Source organism: Pseudomonas sp. MWU13-2862, from assembly GCF_023242495.1.
Classification (GTDB): Bacteria; Pseudomonadota; Gammaproteobacteria; order Pseudomonadales; family Pseudomonadaceae; genus Aquipseudomonas; species Aquipseudomonas gingeri_D.
This window is the reverse complement of record NZ_JALMEZ010000005.1, coordinates 12,183-27,041: the sequence shown is the minus strand read 5'-3', so window position 1 is coordinate 27,041 and position 14,859 is coordinate 12,183. Positions and strand designations below refer to the sequence as shown.

Sequence of the window (14,859 nt, the reverse complement as noted above, 5' to 3'; positions counted from 1 at the left end):
GACATCAACCTGCCAGGGACTATCAAGTAACAGCCATTAAACCCATTGCCTCCCGCAAGTGCACTGGAAGGCAAAGCCTTGCCCGCGTCATTTGCCCACTGCAATCAACAAAAACAATAAAGAGGTGAACACCATGAATCAGAAACGTCGCGCAACCCCTTGTCTGAGCCCCCGTCAAACAGCTATTGACTGGATAAAACTGGGCTACACGGTTGCCCTGCTCGGCGCATCAACAACGGCACTGGCCAATGGCATTACGCTCAATGAACAAAGCACCAGCAGTGCAGGGACCGCCTATGCGGGACGCTCGTCATCCGCCTTGGACGCCAGCACGATATACGGGAATCCCGCGGGGCTGACCCAGTTGCCTCGCAGCGAACTGAGCGGTGGAGTCTCGGTCCTTGCGATCCAGGACAGCATCAGCGACTCCCAGAGCAATGCCACAGGAACGAGCAAGGGTAACTCCGTCCCCTTGTCCGCCGTCCCCTTCGCCTATTTTTCAACACCTCTTGACGAGGGTTTTTCAGCCGGCCTGGGGCTCTATGTTCCATTCGGTCTGGTCAACAATTATGAGAGCAGCTTCCAAGGTCGCTATTTTGGCGCCTATAGCAAGACCCAGGCGATCACCCTGCAACCGACTCTCGCCTACCGGGTCAATGATTACCTATCTGTGGGGGGCGGCCCGACGCTGAACCGCTTCGAGGCGAAGCTCCAGAACAACCTGGCCACCGGTGCCTTGAACAACGGCAAAGAGACACGGGTCACCCTCAAGGGCGATGACACGGCCGTGGGTTATAACGTTGGCGTCCTGTTCGACTTGAACGACACAACCCGCTGGGGAGTGACTTATCATTCGAAGGTCAGCTACAACCTCAAAGGACAAACCGAGGTTTCCGACGCCCCAGCCGTTCTACCCCTGAATGGAAAATATAACGCCACGATCGCCCTGGATACGCCTGAATCACTGGACACCTCCATTACCCATCATTTCAATGATCGCTGGAGCGGATACCTGAGCACCGTCTGGACACGCTGGAGCCGTCTCGAGAAATTCGAGGCGATCAATAGCGGTGTTTCCGCGGCCGGGCAGAGTTTCGGTCTAGGCAGTGTCGGCGAGACATTGAACTGGCACGACACCTGGGCTGGCGCGGTCGGTACATCCTATCAACTTGACCCGCAGTGGTTGCTGCGCGCCGGTTACTCCTATGACCCCTCCCCGGTTCAAAACGCGGACCGCAGCGTGCGAATCCCGGTTGGCAACCGCAGCACCTTGACCCTGGGCGCGGGTTTTTCGCCGAATGCCGATATAACGATAGACGTTGCTTATGCTTATATCTGGGACTCCACTGCCTCGGTAAGAGAGTCGAATAACTCAGGCCTTCAACCGAGTTATAGTGCCCAATACGATAACAGTGCCAATGAATTGTCAGTGCAGTTGACCTATCGTTACTGATCTATTGACTCAATGAATCGCTGCATTGACGCCCTGCTGATACTCCCGCGGCGTACAGCCGAACTCTCGACGGAACACCGTGTGCAGGTATTGCGCCGATTTGAAGCCGCAATTCTGCGCGATATCGGCAATCGCCGAATCCGTGTGTTCCAGTCCATTGGCCGCCGCCGCCAGTTTGAAGCGCAGGATCTCGTCGTGCACGCTGCAGCCGCGCACCGTACGAAAGTGCGACTCCAGCGATGAGCGCGACACGCCCACGTACGCGGCCACCTGCGCGGTCTTGATGCCCTGGCAGGCGTATTGGCGGATAAAGAGCAGCGCCTGCATGACGTAGGGATCGCCCAACGGTTGATGCAGACTCGAGGCCTGCACATTGATCGCATCCGGGGGGATCAGTATCTGCGTGCCCGTGGACGGCATGCCGTGCAGCATCTGGTGGAGCAGGTGCGCGGCGGTCCGGCCCATGGTCTCGGTGCCTTGGACCACTGAACTCAGCGGCACCCTGGTCAGGCTGCGGGTCAGCGGGTCGTTATCAATGCCGATCAAGGCCACCTGCTCCGGCACGGCGATCCCGGCGGTCAGGCAGGCTTGCAGCAACTGCCGGGCACGGGCGTCACTGACGGCGATGATGCCGATGGGTTTGGGCAGGCTTTGCAACCAGGCGATCTGCTGTTCGACGGCGCTGTCCCAGAGCGGCGCGCTGGTGCCCATGCCGCGATAGACCTCGACAGGCAAACCATCGCGTTTCAGCAGCCGGCGAAAGGCTTTTTCCCGCTCCTGCGCCCAGCGATTGGCTTGCGCTTCAGGCAGGCTGAAGCAGGCAAAGCGGGTCAACCCGGCCTCGATCAGGTGCTCGTAGGCCAATTTCATCAGTGCGTCATTGTCGGTGGCGACATAGGGAATGCCCTTCGGATAGGCGCGCGCATCCTGATAGGACCCGCCCACCGCCACCACTGGCAACTTGATCCCGGCCAGCGCCTCGCCGATCAGCGGGTCGTCGAAGTCGGCAATGATCCCATCGCCCTGCCAGCGCTCGATCCCTTTCAACCGACAGAGAAAATCCTCCTCAAGGAACAGGTCCCAGGATGCACGGGTGCTGCTCAGGTAGTTGCCGATGCCACTGATAATGCCTCGATCGTAGATCTTGCTGCCGTTGAACAACAGCGCAATACGGTGGACGGGCGGGACGGTTTTCATTGTTTTGATCCTGGACCGGTCAACACAGACTAGGCGCGCAAACGACGAATCTCAAGACTCAAAATCGCACTGCGACTTGGTGATTTTCATAATTTTCAGCCACCGGGCCGTTGCTAGTATCGGGGTACAGCCAAGAACAACAAGGACATTCCAATGCCGTTCTTCCCCGTTGTCGACAAGATTCGCTACGAAGGCCCCAGCAGCGACTCACCCTTAGCCTTCCGCCACTACGACGCCGACAAGCTGGTCCTCGGCAAACCCATGCGCGAGCACCTGCGCATGGCGGCCTGCTACTGGCACACCTTCGTCTGGCCAGGGGCGGACATGTTCGGTGCTGGCGCCTTCAAGCGCCCGTGGCAGCACGCCGGGGATCCGATGGAGCTGGCCATCGGCAAGGCCGAAGCGGCCTTCGAGTTCTTCTCCAAACTGGGCATCGACTACTACAGCTTCCACGACACCGATGTCGCCCCGGAAGGCCACTCGCTGAAGGAGTACCGCAATCACTTCGCGCAGATGATCGATCATCTGGAGCGCCATCAGGAACAAACCGGGATCAAGCTGCTGTGGGGCACCGCCAACTGCTTCAGCAACCCGCGCTTTGCCGCGGGCGCTGCCAGCAACCCCGACCCGGAAGTGTTCGCCTGCGCCGCCGCCCAGGTCTTCAGCGCCATGAACGCCACCCAAAGGCTCAAAGGGGCCAACTACGTACTGTGGGGCGGTCGCGAGGGTTACGAAACCCTGCTCAATACCGACCTGAAACGCGAACGTGAACAATTGGGGCGCTTTATGCGCATGGTGGTCGAGCACAAGCACAAGATCGGCTTCAAAGGCGACCTGCTGATCGAACCCAAGCCCCAGGAGCCGACCAAGCACCAATACGATTACGACAGCGCCACGGTCTTCGGCTTCCTGCACCAGTACGGGCTGGAAAACGAGATCAAGGTCAATATCGAGGCCAACCACGCGACCCTGGCCGGGCACAGCTTCCATCACGAGATCGCCACGGCCGTCTCATTGGGGATCTTCGGCAGCATCGACGCCAACCGCGGCGATCCGCAGAACGGCTGGGACACCGACCAGTTCCCCAACAGCGTCGAGGAGATGACCCTGGCCACCTATGAAATCCTCAAGGCCGGCGGGTTCACTAATGGCGGGTTCAACTTCGACTCCAAGGTCCGTCGCCAGAGCGTGGACGAGGTCGATCTGTTCCACGGCCACGTCGCGGCAATGGACATCCTCGCCCTGGCCCTGGAGCGCGCGGCGGCCATGGTGCAGAACGACCGACTCCAGCAATTCAAGGATCAACGCTACGCCGGCTGGCAGCAGCCACTCGGCCAGGCGGTGCTGGCGGGTGAGTTCAGCCTCGAATCACTGGCCGAACATGCCTTCAGCCACGGGTTGAATCCGCAGGCCGTCAGCGGTCGACAGGAGATGCTCGAAGGCGTGGTGAACCGTTTCATCTACCCCTGAGGACGGGCGAACCCCGGCGTCGCGGTGACATTCTCACGACAAATCCATGCTCGCGGCGCCCTGCGACGCTCTACAGTTCCACCGGCAGCTTATTCATCGCCAGGCAGTGTCTTTCCAACAACAATAAAAGGACGCACCATCATGAACGCACTAAAACGCACTCTGCTCGCCAGCGCTCTGGCCCTGCTCTCGCTACCGGTTATGGCCGATGCCGCCCACCCGAAGATCGGTTTCTCCATCGATGACCTGCGTCTGGAACGCTGGTCGCGAGACCGTGATTACTTCGTCGCGGCGGCGGAAAAAATGGACGCCAAGGTCTTCGTACAGTCGGCCGATGCCAACGAGCAGAAGCAGATTTCGCAGATTGAAAACCTCATTTCCCGTGGTGTCGATGTGATCGTCATCGTGCCGTTCAACGCCACCGTGCTGACCAATGCCGTCGCCGAAGCCAAGAAGGCCGGGATCAAGGTGGTGTCCTATGACCGACTGATCCTCAACGCCGATATAGACGCCTATATCTCCTTCGATAACGAAAAGGTCGGCGAGATGCAGGCCAGCGGCGTGCTGAAAGCGGCGCCCAAGGGCAACTACTTTCTGCTCGGTGGCGCGCCCACGGACAACAACGCCAAGGTCCTGCGCGAAGGCCAGATGAAAGTGCTGCAACCGGCCATCGACAAGGGAGATATCAAGATTGTCGGCCAACAGTGGGTGAAGGAATGGAACCCCACCGAAGCCCTGAGCATTGTTGAAAATGCCCTGACCCGGAACAACAACAAGATCGATGGCATCGTCGCCTCCAACGACGCCACCGCCGGGGGTGCCATCCAGGCACTGGCCGCGCAGCAGATGGCCGGGAAAGTGCCGATCTCGGGTCAGGACGCAGACCTGGCAGCGGTGAAACGGGTGATCGATGGCACCCAGACCATGACCGTCTACAAGCCGCTGAAACTGATCGCCTCGCAAGCAGCCAAGCTCTCGGTGCAACTGGCACGTAACGAGAAACCCAGCTACAGCTCGCAATCCGACAACGGCAACAAGAAGGTCGACACCATCCTGCTCACTCCGATCCCCTTGACCAAAGACAATATCGACCTGCTGGAAAAAGACGGGTTTTATACCAAGGCGCAGATTGCCGGACAGTGACCCACCGAGCTGTACCCTGTGAGTACCTCGCTATGTCCGACTACCTGCTGCAAATGAATGGCATCGTCAAATCCTTTGGCGGTGTCAAAGCCCTGAATGGCATCGATATCAAGGTCAAGCCGGGGGAATGCGTGGGTCTGTGCGGCGAGAACGGCGCCGGCAAATCCACGCTGATGAAAGTCCTGTCGGCGGTCTACCCCCATGGCACCTGGGAAGGCGAAATTCTCTGGGACGGGCAGCCGCTCAAGGCGCAGTCCATCAGCGACACCGAAGCCGCCGGAATCGTCATCATTCACCAGGAGCTGACCCTGGTCCCCGACCTGTCGGTGGCCGAAAACATCTTTATGGGGCACGAGCTGACGCTGCCCGGCGGGCGCATGAACTACCCGGCGATGATCCACCGTGCCGAAGCCTTGATGCGTGAGCTCAAGGTGCCGGACATGAACGTCTCGCTACCGGTTTCACAGTATGGCGGTGGCTACCAGCAACTGGTGGAAATCGCCAAGGCGCTGAACAAGCAGGCGCGCCTGCTGATCCTCGATGAGCCTTCATCGGCCCTGACCCGCTCGGAAATCGAGGTGCTGCTGGATATCATTCGCGACCTCAAGGCCAAGGGCGTTGCGTGCGTCTATATCTCCCACAAGCTGGATGAAGTGGCCGCCGTGTGCGACACCATTTCGGTAATTCGCGATGGCAAGCACATCGCCACGACCGCCATGGCGAACCTGGACATCCCGACGATCATCACCCAGATGGTCGGACGGGAAATGAGCACGCTCTACCCCACCGAACCCCATGAGATCGGCGAGGTGATTTTCGAGGCGCGCCACATCACCTGCTACGACGTCGACAACCCCAGGCGCAAACGGGTCGACGATATTTCGTTTGTCCTCAAACGCGGGGAAATCCTCGGCATCGCCGGGCTGGTCGGCGCCGGTCGCACGGAACTGGTGTCGGCGCTGTTCGGCGCCTACCCCGGCCGCCATGAAGGTGAAGTCTGGCTGGACGGCCGGCCGATCGACACCCGCACGCCGCTCAAATCCATCCGCGCCGGCCTGTGCATGGTGCCTGAAGACCGCAAGCGCCAGGGCATCATTCCGGACCTGGGGGTCGGCCAGAACATCACCCTGGCCGTGCTGGGCAACTACTCGAGAATGACCCGTATCGACGCCGAAGCCGAACTGGGCAGCATCAACAAGGAAATCTCGCGCCTGCACCTCAAGACCGCAAGCCCGTTCCTGCCGATCACCAGCCTCTCCGGCGGCAATCAGCAGAAAGCCGTGCTGGCGAAGATGCTCCTGACCAACCCCCGCGTGCTGATTCTCGATGAGCCCACCCGCGGGGTGGATGTCGGCGCCAAGTATGAAATCTACAAGCTGATGGGCGCGCTGGCGGCCGAAGGCGTGTCGATCATCATGGTGTCCTCGGAGCTGGCCGAAGTGCTGGGCGTTTCCGATCGCGTCCTGGTGATCGGCGAAGGCCAGCTGCGCGGCGACTTCATCAACCACGAACTCACCCAGGAACAGTTGCTCACCGCCGCCCTCAGCTCTCCCGATGACCATAACAATAATGATCGGAAAACCGCGTAGATGAATCAGCTCAAACAACTCTTCACCCGCTACAAAATGCTCGCGCTGGTGATCGCCGTGGCGATTATCTGGCTATTTTTCAGTTGGCAGACCGACGGCGGATTTCTGACCCCGCGCAACCTCTCCAACCTGCTGCGGCAGATGTCCATCACCGGGATTCTCGCCTGCGGCATGGTGCTGGTGATCATCAGCGGCGAGATCGACTTGTCGGTGGGCTCATTGCTTGGCCTGCTGGGTGGCCTGGCGGCGATTCTCGACGTGATCTATCACGTACCGCTGTTGGCGAACCTGGGCATTGTCGCCCTGTGCGGATGGATGATTGGCCTGGCAAACGGCTTTATGACCGCCTACCTGCGCATCCCGTCATTCATTGTGGGCCTGGGCGGCATGCTGGCGTTTCGCGGCATTCTGCTGGGGATTACCGGCGGCACCACCATCGCCCCGGTATCACCGTCGCTGGTCTATGTCGGCCAGGGTTATTTGCCACACACGGTCGGGACAGGCCTGGGCATACTGCTGCTCGCCCTGACACTTTTCCTGACCTGGAAACAGCGCCGCAATCGGGCCCTCCATGGCCTGGTGGCACACTCGCTGGTGCGTGACGTCTTGCGCGTGGTGTTGATCGGCGCGGTGCTGGCGGGGTTCGTCCATACCCTGAACAGCTACGACGGGATCCCGGTGCCGGTGCTGCTTCTGCTGATGCTGCTGGGGGTGTTCAGCTACATCACCAGCCAGACCGTGTTCGGACGACGCATCTATTCGGTGGGCAGCAATATGGAAGCCACGCGCCTGTCCGGCATCAACGTGCAGGCCGTCAAGCTGTGGATCTTCGGCATCATGGGCCTGATGTGCGCCCTCGCCGGCGTGGTCAATACCGCGCGCCTGGCCGCGGGCTCACCCTCGGCCGGGACCATGGGCGAACTCGACGCCATTGCCGCCTGCTTCATCGGCGGCACCTCCATGCGCGGTGGCTCGGGCACCGTTTACGGCGCCCTCCTCGGCGCGCTGGTCATCACCAGCCTGGACAACGGCATGTCCATGCTCGATGTCGACAGCTACTGGCAGATGATTGTCAAAGGCAGCATCCTGGTGCTGGCCGTATGGGTGGATGTGAGCACCCGGAACGGGCGACGCTGAGTGCAGAGCCGACTCCCATCGCGCGATCACCATCGGGGCCAACGCGTTCCCCAGTACATTCAGGGTGGTAGTGCCCATGTCCATGATTCGGTAGACACCGGCGATAAACGCAATGCCCTCCAGCGGCAATCCCGCGCTGGCCAGGGTAGCGGACAGAATCACGAACATGAATCCGGGCACTCCCGCCGCGCCTTTGGAGGTCAGGACCATGGTGACCACCAACACCGCTTGCTGTGACAGGCTCAGTTCTATCCCATAGAGCTGGGCAACAAACAGCGTCCCTATGCCGAGAAATAAAGACGCCCCATCGAGGTTGAACGAGTAGCCGACCGGGACGACAAAGGAAACCACCTCGCGTGGCACGCCAAACTTCTCCAGTTTGACCATCAGCTGTGGCATCACCGCCGCGGAGCTGGCACTGGAAAACGCCAGGACCAGTTCGTCCTTGATGTGCCGGATCAAGCCGAAAATCGAGATACCCGCCATCCGCGCAATACTGCCCAGCACCAGCACCGCAAACAGCACCAGGGCGATATAGGTGACCACTATCAGCTTCGCCAACGGCAGGAGGGAGGCGAAGCCGAAGTTGGCGACTGTGACCGCAATCATGCCGAATACCCCGATGGGGGAATAAGCCATCACCATCGACGTCACCCGGAACATGGCATCGCTCAGACCTTTGAAAATCGCCAGCACCGGCTCTTTACGCTCATCGGACAGGCCGGAAAGCCCCAGGCCGAACATGACCGCGAAGAACAGCACTGGCAGCAGGTTGCCCTTGGCCATCGCGTCCACGATGTTATCCGGGACAATGCCCAACAACAGGGCCACGGCGCCCTGATGTCCATTGCCGGCAGGCAGGGTGATGTTTGCCGCCTTGAGGCTGTGCAGATCCGTGCCCGCTCCCGGCTGCAGCAGATTGCCGATCACCAGCCCGACAATGATCGCGGTGGTGGTCACGGCAAAGAAGTAGAGGAGGGTTTTGCCCCCCATCCGGCCGAGCGCCTTGCGATCACCATGACCGGCGACGCCCACCACCATGCAACAGAACACAATCGGTATGACGATCATTTTCATCAGCTTGATGAACAGGTCTCCGGCGGGTTGCAGCAGGTTTTCCGTGAGCCAGGGGCGCGCTTCGGGTGCATGGTTGAGGACTACGCCGACCGCAATGCCGACGAGCAAGCCGATCAGGATCTGAACGACCAGAGGAATACGAGGTTTATGCATGTCCGTCTCACAGGTGATGTCAGTGGCAGGATCTTGTTTTCAAAGGGGAGGCAGCGCCCTCCCCCGACAGCTGTCGGCTCTAGTCGGCCAATCAGCGCAACGCTTCGCTGGCTTTCCTGATACGTGCGCAACCTTCCCGGATCAATGTCTCGCCGCTTGCGAAAGAGAGACGCACGTACGGGCTGAGGCCATATGCATCGCCGACCACCGTCGCAACACCGGCATCTTCAAGCCAGTAGCGAACCACGTCGGCATCCGTCTGCAGCACATAGCCCTGCGGGACTTGGCGACCAAGCAGCCCTTGCACATTGGCAAATACGTAGAACGCACCGTCCGGCGTCACGCACGTCAGGCCGGGGATACCGGACAACAAGTCCAGCATCAGATCGCGGCGTTTGCGGTAGAGACTTGCCATGGCGCGAACAGGCGCCTGGTCGCCGACAAAGGCCGCCACGGCAGCGGCCTGGCTGATCGAGCTGGGGCACGTGGTGGTTTGCGAGAGCAGCTTGCCGATGGCCGCGATCAGCCAGGCAGGGCCTGCGCCAAAGCCCAATCGCCAGCCGGTCATGGCATAGCCCTTCGAAGCCCCGTTCACAACCAGCGTCCGCTCCTTCAGATCGGGTGCTGCCTTGGGAAAGGAGACATGTCCGCCCTCGGTGTAGACGAAGTGTTCGTAGATCTCATCGGCCATGACCAGCACATGGGGATGACGGCGAAGCACTTGGGCGAGGGCTTGTAACTCTTCCAAGGTGTAGACGGCCCCACTCGGATTGTTCGGCGAGTTGAGGATCAGCCATTTCGTGCGTGGGGTAATGGCAGCGTCCAGCTGCGCCGCTGTCAGCTTGAACCCGTTGGTTTCATTGCCGACGATGACAACGGGAGTCCCGCCGTTCAGCTTGGCGATGTCTGGATACGACACCCAGTAAGGGGTATGAACAATCACTTCGTCTTCAGGGTCGAGGGTGGCCGCCAGCGCTTCGAAGATGATCTGTTTGCCACCGGCAGCCGCCACCACCTGATCGAGGGTGTATTCAAGGCCGTTGTCACGCTGCAGCTTGGTCACGATCGCCTTGCGTAGCGCTGGCGTGCCGAGTGTGTTGGTGTAGTGGGTTTCACCCGCCGATATCGCCGCTTTGGCAGCCTCCATGATATGCGCTGGCGTATCGAGGTCGGGCTCACCAACGGTGAAGTTCACGATGTCGCGACCTTGCGCCCGTAGCGTGGCGACCAAGGCATTGGCCGCTATGCTGGGCGAAGGGGCAATGCTCAAGACCCGCTGGGAAAGCAGTGCTGTGCTCATGGTTGCCTCACATCAGGCCGGCTTTGACGAGGGCATTGGTGATCCACGACTGTTCGATCGCTTGGGTCGCGATCTCTGCCTTCACCCGCTCTTCGTGTGCTTCGTGTTCACGGGCTTTCGCCAACACGCCCTCGGCGGCCTCTTGGGAGAACGCCACCAAGCCGTCTTCATCACCGACAACGATGTCCCCCGGGTTGATCACCATCCCGCCAATGGACACCGGCACATTGATCTCGCCCGGCCCCGTCTTGTAGGGCCCGCAGTGCACGACCGTTCTGGCATAGCATGGAGTGTTCTCAAAACACGCCACATCACGAATCGCGCCGTCGATGACAAAGCCGACGCAACCCCGTTGCAGGGCATACAACTTGATCAACTCGCCGATCACCGCGTTGTTGGTATCGCCTTGCCCATCCACCACCAGCACGTGGCCGGGCTTCAACATCATCAGCGCTTTGTAGATGTAGAGGTTGTCGCCTGGACGGGTCTTGACCGTCAGTGCGGTACCGACGAGCTTGCCTGTGCGATTGTAGCGCGTCAGGCTACGGGCACCGATATGGCGCCCCATGTTGTCGCTGATATGAGGTGTCACGACAGAGGCAAATGCTTTGATCAAGGAATCAGAAGCAAGTGCAGGTGATGGTTCGATACGGGTGCCTGGAAGTAACATGATATCTCCCGGTGTTATTAGGTGTGCTTTCACGACAACCTGATCTTAGGGAGAATCAAAAAATACTTTTAGCGATATTTATCTATGCTTTAGCATCTCTTTTAGTAATCATATTAAAGCCGTACCGCAGCCCACGCCTCCAGGATGAGCCTTATGCCCTGCCCCTTGCACCGCTGTCTTTCACTTCAGGATTTCGAGCCCCTGGCGCGGCGCCTGTTGCCCACACCGCTCTTCGCCTATGTATCAGGCGCTGTTGAAGACGAACTCTCGGCCATCGCAAACCGCGCATCATTCCTGGACTACAGCTTCCTGCCAAACGCGCTGGTGGACGTGGCGCATGTCGATACGTCGGTGAGGTTGCTTGGCGAAACCTATTCGTCTCCGATCGGCATTGCGCCCATGGGTATCTCCGCGCTGACCAGCTACCGCGGCGATATCGTGCTGGCCCGCGCGGCGGCCCAGGCGAAGGTACCGTGCATCATGAGTGGCTCTTCATTGATCCGCCTGGAAGAGGTGATGGAGCAAGCGCCGGGTACCTGGTTCCAGGCCTATCTCCCGGGAGAGGGGAAACAGATCAATGCGCTGATTGATCGGGTCGCCGCCGCCGGTGTTGAAACCCTGGTGCTGACGGTCGACACGCCGGTAGCCGCCAACCGGGAAAACAACATCAGGGCCGGCTTTTCGACGCCGCTTCGTCCGAGCCTGGGATTGGCCGCTCAAGGGCTTCTGCACCCCAGGTGGTTGCTCGGAACATTTTTGCGGACCTTGATCGTTCACGGGATGCCGCATTTCGAGAACAATTACGCGACTCGCGGCGCGCCTATCCTCTCAAGAAATGTACTGCGGGACTTTTCGGACCGAGGCCATCTCACCTGGGAGCATGTCATCGACATTCGTCGCCGCTGGAAGGGCAAGTTGATCATCAAGGGCATCCTGAACCCGCGGGATGCGGTGAAGGCCCAACACATCGGCGCCGACGCGGTGATTGTGTCGAATCACGGCGGGCGGCAACTGGATGGGAGCGTGGCCCCCCTGAAAATCCTGCCGCGTATCGTGGAGGCGGTACCGGATATGACGGTGATGCTCGACAGCGGCGTGCGCCGGGGCACCGATGCCATGAAAGCCATGGCGCTGGGGGCCAAGGCGGTCTTTATCGGGCGGCCGTTCAACTACGCCGCGACCGTGGCCGGCGAAGCAGGCGTGCGGCATGCACTCAAACTCATCGGCGCTGAACTCAAGCGCGATCTGGGTCTGCTCGGTGTCGCCAGGCCCGAGGATCTGGGTGTCGAGAACCTGCTAGCACATTGAGTATTGTGGTTTGAGCGCTGTGATTTCTCCACGCTATCGATTGTTCGGCAATCATTCGGAGCACAGCGCTTTCCAGCTCGATTTCTGGAAAAAAAGTGATGTTATCCGAGTCTTAAGCAACCGAGGTCAGCTGTAGCCGCAGGCCAGAGGAACTCCCGGTGCCGGGGGATTGGCCTTGACCATGGAGCTTCCAGGCTTCAGTTAGATGCTTGGCCCGGGACGGCCCCAATTTGTTGCAACAGGCCAAGGAGGTCGGGCTGTCCGCGCTCCTCGATGACCTTGCCATCCAGGAACCGATAGAAATTCATGGCCTGCACCTCAATTTTCCTACCGGTGGGCGCTACGCCGAAAAAGTGACCGAGGTGAGTCCCCCGCATGATAAAGCGTGCGGCGACCTTGTCATCCTCCGCAATAAGCTCCTCAAGCGTCCATTGGATGTCTGGGAAACCGGCGCGCATCATGGCAAGGATATCCAGGTACCCTGCGGGCCCCTTGAGCGCTTCTGCTCGCCCCGGCACGTGGAAAATGGCGTCTGGAGAGACGATTTCGCGCGCGAGAGATTCGCTACCGTTATTGATAAACCCCAGGAATCGCGACATCGCGTCCTTGTTTTGATTGATGCTCATTTAAAAACCTCTTGGGAAAGACTGTTGACAGATGCGAAACGAGAAAAGGCATCCTGAACCTGTGCCTGCCTGCGATAAATACCTAGAATGAATCATCATTTGAAACGCAGGGTTTGTAATGGATCGACTCACAAGCTTGTCAGTCTTTGTGAAGTCTGTGGACTTGGGCTCGTTCAGTGCGGCAGGCGAGGCGTTACAGATGTCCTCTCAACGGGTTGGCAAGCATGTGCAAGCATTGGAAGCCCGCCTGGGGGTCCGCCTGCTCACACGTACGACCCGCCGACAGAGCCTGACCGACTTCGGTCGAGCGTTCTACGAACGGGCGCGAATCATTCTGGCTGAAGTGGATGCGGCCGAAAACCTGGCCGCCGAGACCCGCGCACTGCCGACGGGCAAGCTGCGCGTTAATGCGCCGGTCAGCTTCGGCATGCACACGTTGGCACCGCGACTGCCGGAGTTCATGAAGAAGCACCCCAAGGTCGACGTTGAGCTCACGCTGAGCAATCGCGCGGTTGATCTGGTGGACGAGGGGTATGACGTTGTGTTTCGCATCGGCACGCTTTCCGATAGCGGATTGATCGCTCGCCCTCTGGCGCCATACCGCCTGACGCTCTGTGCTGCTCCGTCCTATCTTGCCGAGCATCCACCACTGAACAGCCCTCGGGACCTGCAAGTCCATGCTTGCCTGGGATTTACCCATACCGAGTTGCGCACACACTGGACCTTCGATGGGCCGGAAGGACGCGTTGTGGTCCCCGTGTCAAGCCGACTCATGGTGGACCACGGCGAGCCATTGCTCTGCGCGGCACTGGCAGGCCTGGGTATCCTGCTGCAGCCCGTGGAGTTGGTACGCGAAGCCTTGATCGAAGGTACGCTGATCGAACTGCTGCCGGAGTACAAAGTGCCGACGCGTCCGATGCACCTGCTATATGCCCCCGACCGTCGTGTCACCCCGAAGCTGCGCAGCTTTATCGAGTTTTCCCTGGACGCCTTCAGTTGATCGGACCGACCATGACGTCCATCAGGACAACTACACATCAAGCCATCGACTCAGCAGTTGCGTCGTCAACTGCGGATACTCGAGCGGTGGCAGATGTCCACATTCAGCCAGCACAACCAGACGTGAATGCGGTATGCCCCGATGGATTTCTTCTGACTCCACCGGCGGCGTGATCTCGTCGTTTTCACCCACCACGATCAAGGTAGGTACTGCAATCGTTTCCAGTACGGGTCGGTAGTCCGCGCGGTCGATAATTGCCTGTTGCTGCCGAACGAAACCGTCCTTGCCTATCGCGTGCGCCATTGCCTGGACGGTGTCCGCAACAGCGGTACCGATGCAACGGGGATGCATGAGCTTGGGCAAAAGTTGTGGCGTCACCCCCTTGAACCGGCCAAGTTCGGCAAGACTCAGCAGGCCGCGTCGCGCTTTGGCTCGGGCCTCATCATCCGGTCGCACCATGGTATCTATCAGGGCCAGTTTCATCACCCGCCCAGGCGCCCGGCGCATGATTTCCATGGCCACATAACCGCCCATGGACAAGGCCGCCAGTGCAAAACACGCAGGGGCCTCATCCAGTACTCGCTCCGCCATCTGCGCAATGCTGGCGTCGAGTGAGACATTGGGAATGCAGATGGGCCTGGCGCGTTCCAGTGCAGCCTTTTGATGCGCCCATAGACGCTCATCACATAGCAATCCGGGAATGAGTACGAGTGGCGTATTGTTGAAGGCCAACGGG

Annotated in this window: 12 protein-coding genes and 1 pseudogene; 7 read left to right on the top strand and 6 right to left on the bottom strand. The window is 59.8% G+C overall.

Translation table 11 applies throughout. The features are described 5' to 3' along the window. Positions 1–133: 133 nt before the first annotated feature. Positions 134–1,453 (top strand): outer membrane protein transport protein, encoded by a 1,320-nt coding sequence (locus M5C56_RS10400; RefSeq protein ID WP_103495594.1) that lies wholly within the window; start codon positions 134–136, stop codon positions 1,451–1,453. Positions 1,454–1,462: 9 nt separating this feature from the next. On the opposite strand, the gene M5C56_RS10395 is transcribed toward M5C56_RS10400, so the two are convergent. Further along, on the bottom strand, positions 1,463–2,650 hold the full coding sequence (locus M5C56_RS10395) for a XylR family transcriptional regulator (protein WP_103495593.1): 1,188 nt from the start codon (positions 2,648–2,650) through the stop codon (positions 1,463–1,465). A gap of 153 nt (positions 2,651–2,803) precedes the next feature. Between M5C56_RS10395 and xylA the strand changes: the two genes are divergently transcribed. The 4 genes from xylA to M5C56_RS10375 all read left to right on the top strand — a co-directional run bounded on the left by xylA (position 2,804) and on the right by M5C56_RS10375 (position 7,989). Then, entirely contained in the window at positions 2,804–4,120 is a 1,317-nt protein-coding gene (gene xylA / locus M5C56_RS10390; RefSeq protein ID WP_103495592.1) for a xylose isomerase, read from the top strand. A gap of 141 nt (positions 4,121–4,261) precedes the next feature. After that, positions 4,262–5,263 (top strand): D-xylose ABC transporter substrate-binding protein, encoded by a 1,002-nt coding sequence (gene xylF / locus M5C56_RS10385; RefSeq protein ID WP_103495591.1) that lies wholly within the window; start codon positions 4,262–4,264, stop codon positions 5,261–5,263. Positions 5,264–5,295: 32 nt separating this feature from the next. Continuing rightward, positions 5,296–6,852 carry a D-xylose ABC transporter ATP-binding protein gene (xylG, locus tag M5C56_RS10380; protein WP_103495590.1) on the top strand — a complete coding sequence of 519 codons (1,557 nt, stop codon included), beginning with the start codon at positions 5,296–5,298 and terminating at the stop codon, positions 6,850–6,852. Further along, positions 6,853–7,989 carry a sugar ABC transporter permease gene (locus M5C56_RS10375; protein WP_103495589.1) on the top strand — a complete coding sequence of 379 codons (1,137 nt, stop codon included), beginning with the start codon at positions 6,853–6,855 and terminating at the stop codon, positions 7,987–7,989. A gap of 12 nt (positions 7,990–8,001) precedes the next feature. On the opposite strand, the pseudogene M5C56_RS10370 reads toward M5C56_RS10375, so the two are convergent. From M5C56_RS10370 to M5C56_RS10360, 3 genes and pseudogenes are all read right to left on the bottom strand, one after another. Further along, positions 8,002–9,219, bottom strand: a pseudogene (locus M5C56_RS10370) (cation:dicarboxylase symporter family transporter); the annotation flags it as partial. A gap of 91 nt (positions 9,220–9,310) precedes the next feature. Next, complete coding sequence (locus M5C56_RS10365) at positions 9,311–10,519, bottom strand: pyridoxal phosphate-dependent aminotransferase (RefSeq protein WP_103495588.1); 1,209 nt, start codon at positions 10,517–10,519, stop codon at positions 9,311–9,313. Between the two features lie 7 nt (positions 10,520–10,526). Next, a complete protein-coding gene (locus M5C56_RS10360) occupies positions 10,527–11,189 on the bottom strand; it encodes an RraA family protein (RefSeq protein ID WP_103495587.1) in 663 nt (220 codons plus the stop codon). A gap of 153 nt (positions 11,190–11,342) precedes the next feature. Here M5C56_RS10360 and M5C56_RS10355 point away from each other — a divergent pair, with 153 nt between their 5' ends. Continuing rightward, complete coding sequence (locus tag M5C56_RS10355) at positions 11,343–12,497, top strand: alpha-hydroxy acid oxidase (protein WP_103495586.1); 1,155 nt, start codon at positions 11,343–11,345, stop codon at positions 12,495–12,497. A 197-nt stretch (positions 12,498–12,694) separates the two neighbouring features. On the opposite strand, the gene M5C56_RS10350 is transcribed toward M5C56_RS10355, so the two are convergent. Further along, positions 12,695–13,123, bottom strand: a complete 429-nt coding sequence (locus M5C56_RS10350) for an ester cyclase (protein WP_103495585.1) — start codon at positions 13,121–13,123, stop codon at positions 12,695–12,697. Positions 13,124–13,241: 118 nt separating this feature from the next. Here M5C56_RS10350 and M5C56_RS10345 point away from each other — a divergent pair, with 118 nt between their 5' ends. Next, complete coding sequence (locus M5C56_RS10345) at positions 13,242–14,123, top strand: LysR family transcriptional regulator (RefSeq protein WP_103495584.1); 882 nt, start codon at positions 13,242–13,244, stop codon at positions 14,121–14,123. Between the two features lie 30 nt (positions 14,124–14,153). Here M5C56_RS10345 and M5C56_RS10340 read toward each other — a convergent pair whose 3' ends face one another. Further along, on the bottom strand, positions 14,154–14,855 hold the full coding sequence (locus tag M5C56_RS10340) for an alpha/beta fold hydrolase (RefSeq protein WP_103495583.1): 702 nt from the start codon (positions 14,853–14,855) through the stop codon (positions 14,154–14,156). Positions 14,856–14,859: the final 4 nt, after the last annotated feature.

Coding starts and splice junctions, on each gene's coding strand:
- M5C56_RS10355 (WP_103495586.1), top strand. CDS start 11,343: ATGCCCTGCCCCTTGCACCGCTGTCTTTCACTTCAGGATTTCGAGCCC.
- M5C56_RS10400 (WP_103495594.1), top strand. CDS start 134: ATGAATCAGAAACGTCGCGCAACCCCTTGTCTGAGCCCCCGTCAAACA.
- xylG (WP_103495590.1), top strand. CDS start 5,296: ATGTCCGACTACCTGCTGCAAATGAATGGCATCGTCAAATCCTTTGGC.
- M5C56_RS10365 (WP_103495588.1), bottom strand. CDS start 10,519: ATGAGCACAGCACTGCTTTCCCAGCGGGTCTTGAGCATTGCCCCTTCG.
- M5C56_RS10375 (WP_103495589.1), top strand. CDS start 6,853: ATGAATCAGCTCAAACAACTCTTCACCCGCTACAAAATGCTCGCGCTG.
- M5C56_RS10395 (WP_103495593.1), bottom strand. CDS start 2,650: ATGAAAACCGTCCCGCCCGTCCACCGTATTGCGCTGTTGTTCAACGGC.
- xylF (WP_103495591.1), top strand. CDS start 4,262: ATGAACGCACTAAAACGCACTCTGCTCGCCAGCGCTCTGGCCCTGCTC.
- M5C56_RS10360 (WP_103495587.1), bottom strand. CDS start 11,189: ATGTTACTTCCAGGCACCCGTATCGAACCATCACCTGCACTTGCTTCT.
- M5C56_RS10345 (WP_103495584.1), top strand. CDS start 13,242: ATGGATCGACTCACAAGCTTGTCAGTCTTTGTGAAGTCTGTGGACTTG.
- xylA (WP_103495592.1), top strand. CDS start 2,804: ATGCCGTTCTTCCCCGTTGTCGACAAGATTCGCTACGAAGGCCCCAGC.
- M5C56_RS10350 (WP_103495585.1), bottom strand. CDS start 13,123: ATGAGCATCAATCAAAACAAGGACGCGATGTCGCGATTCCTGGGGTTT.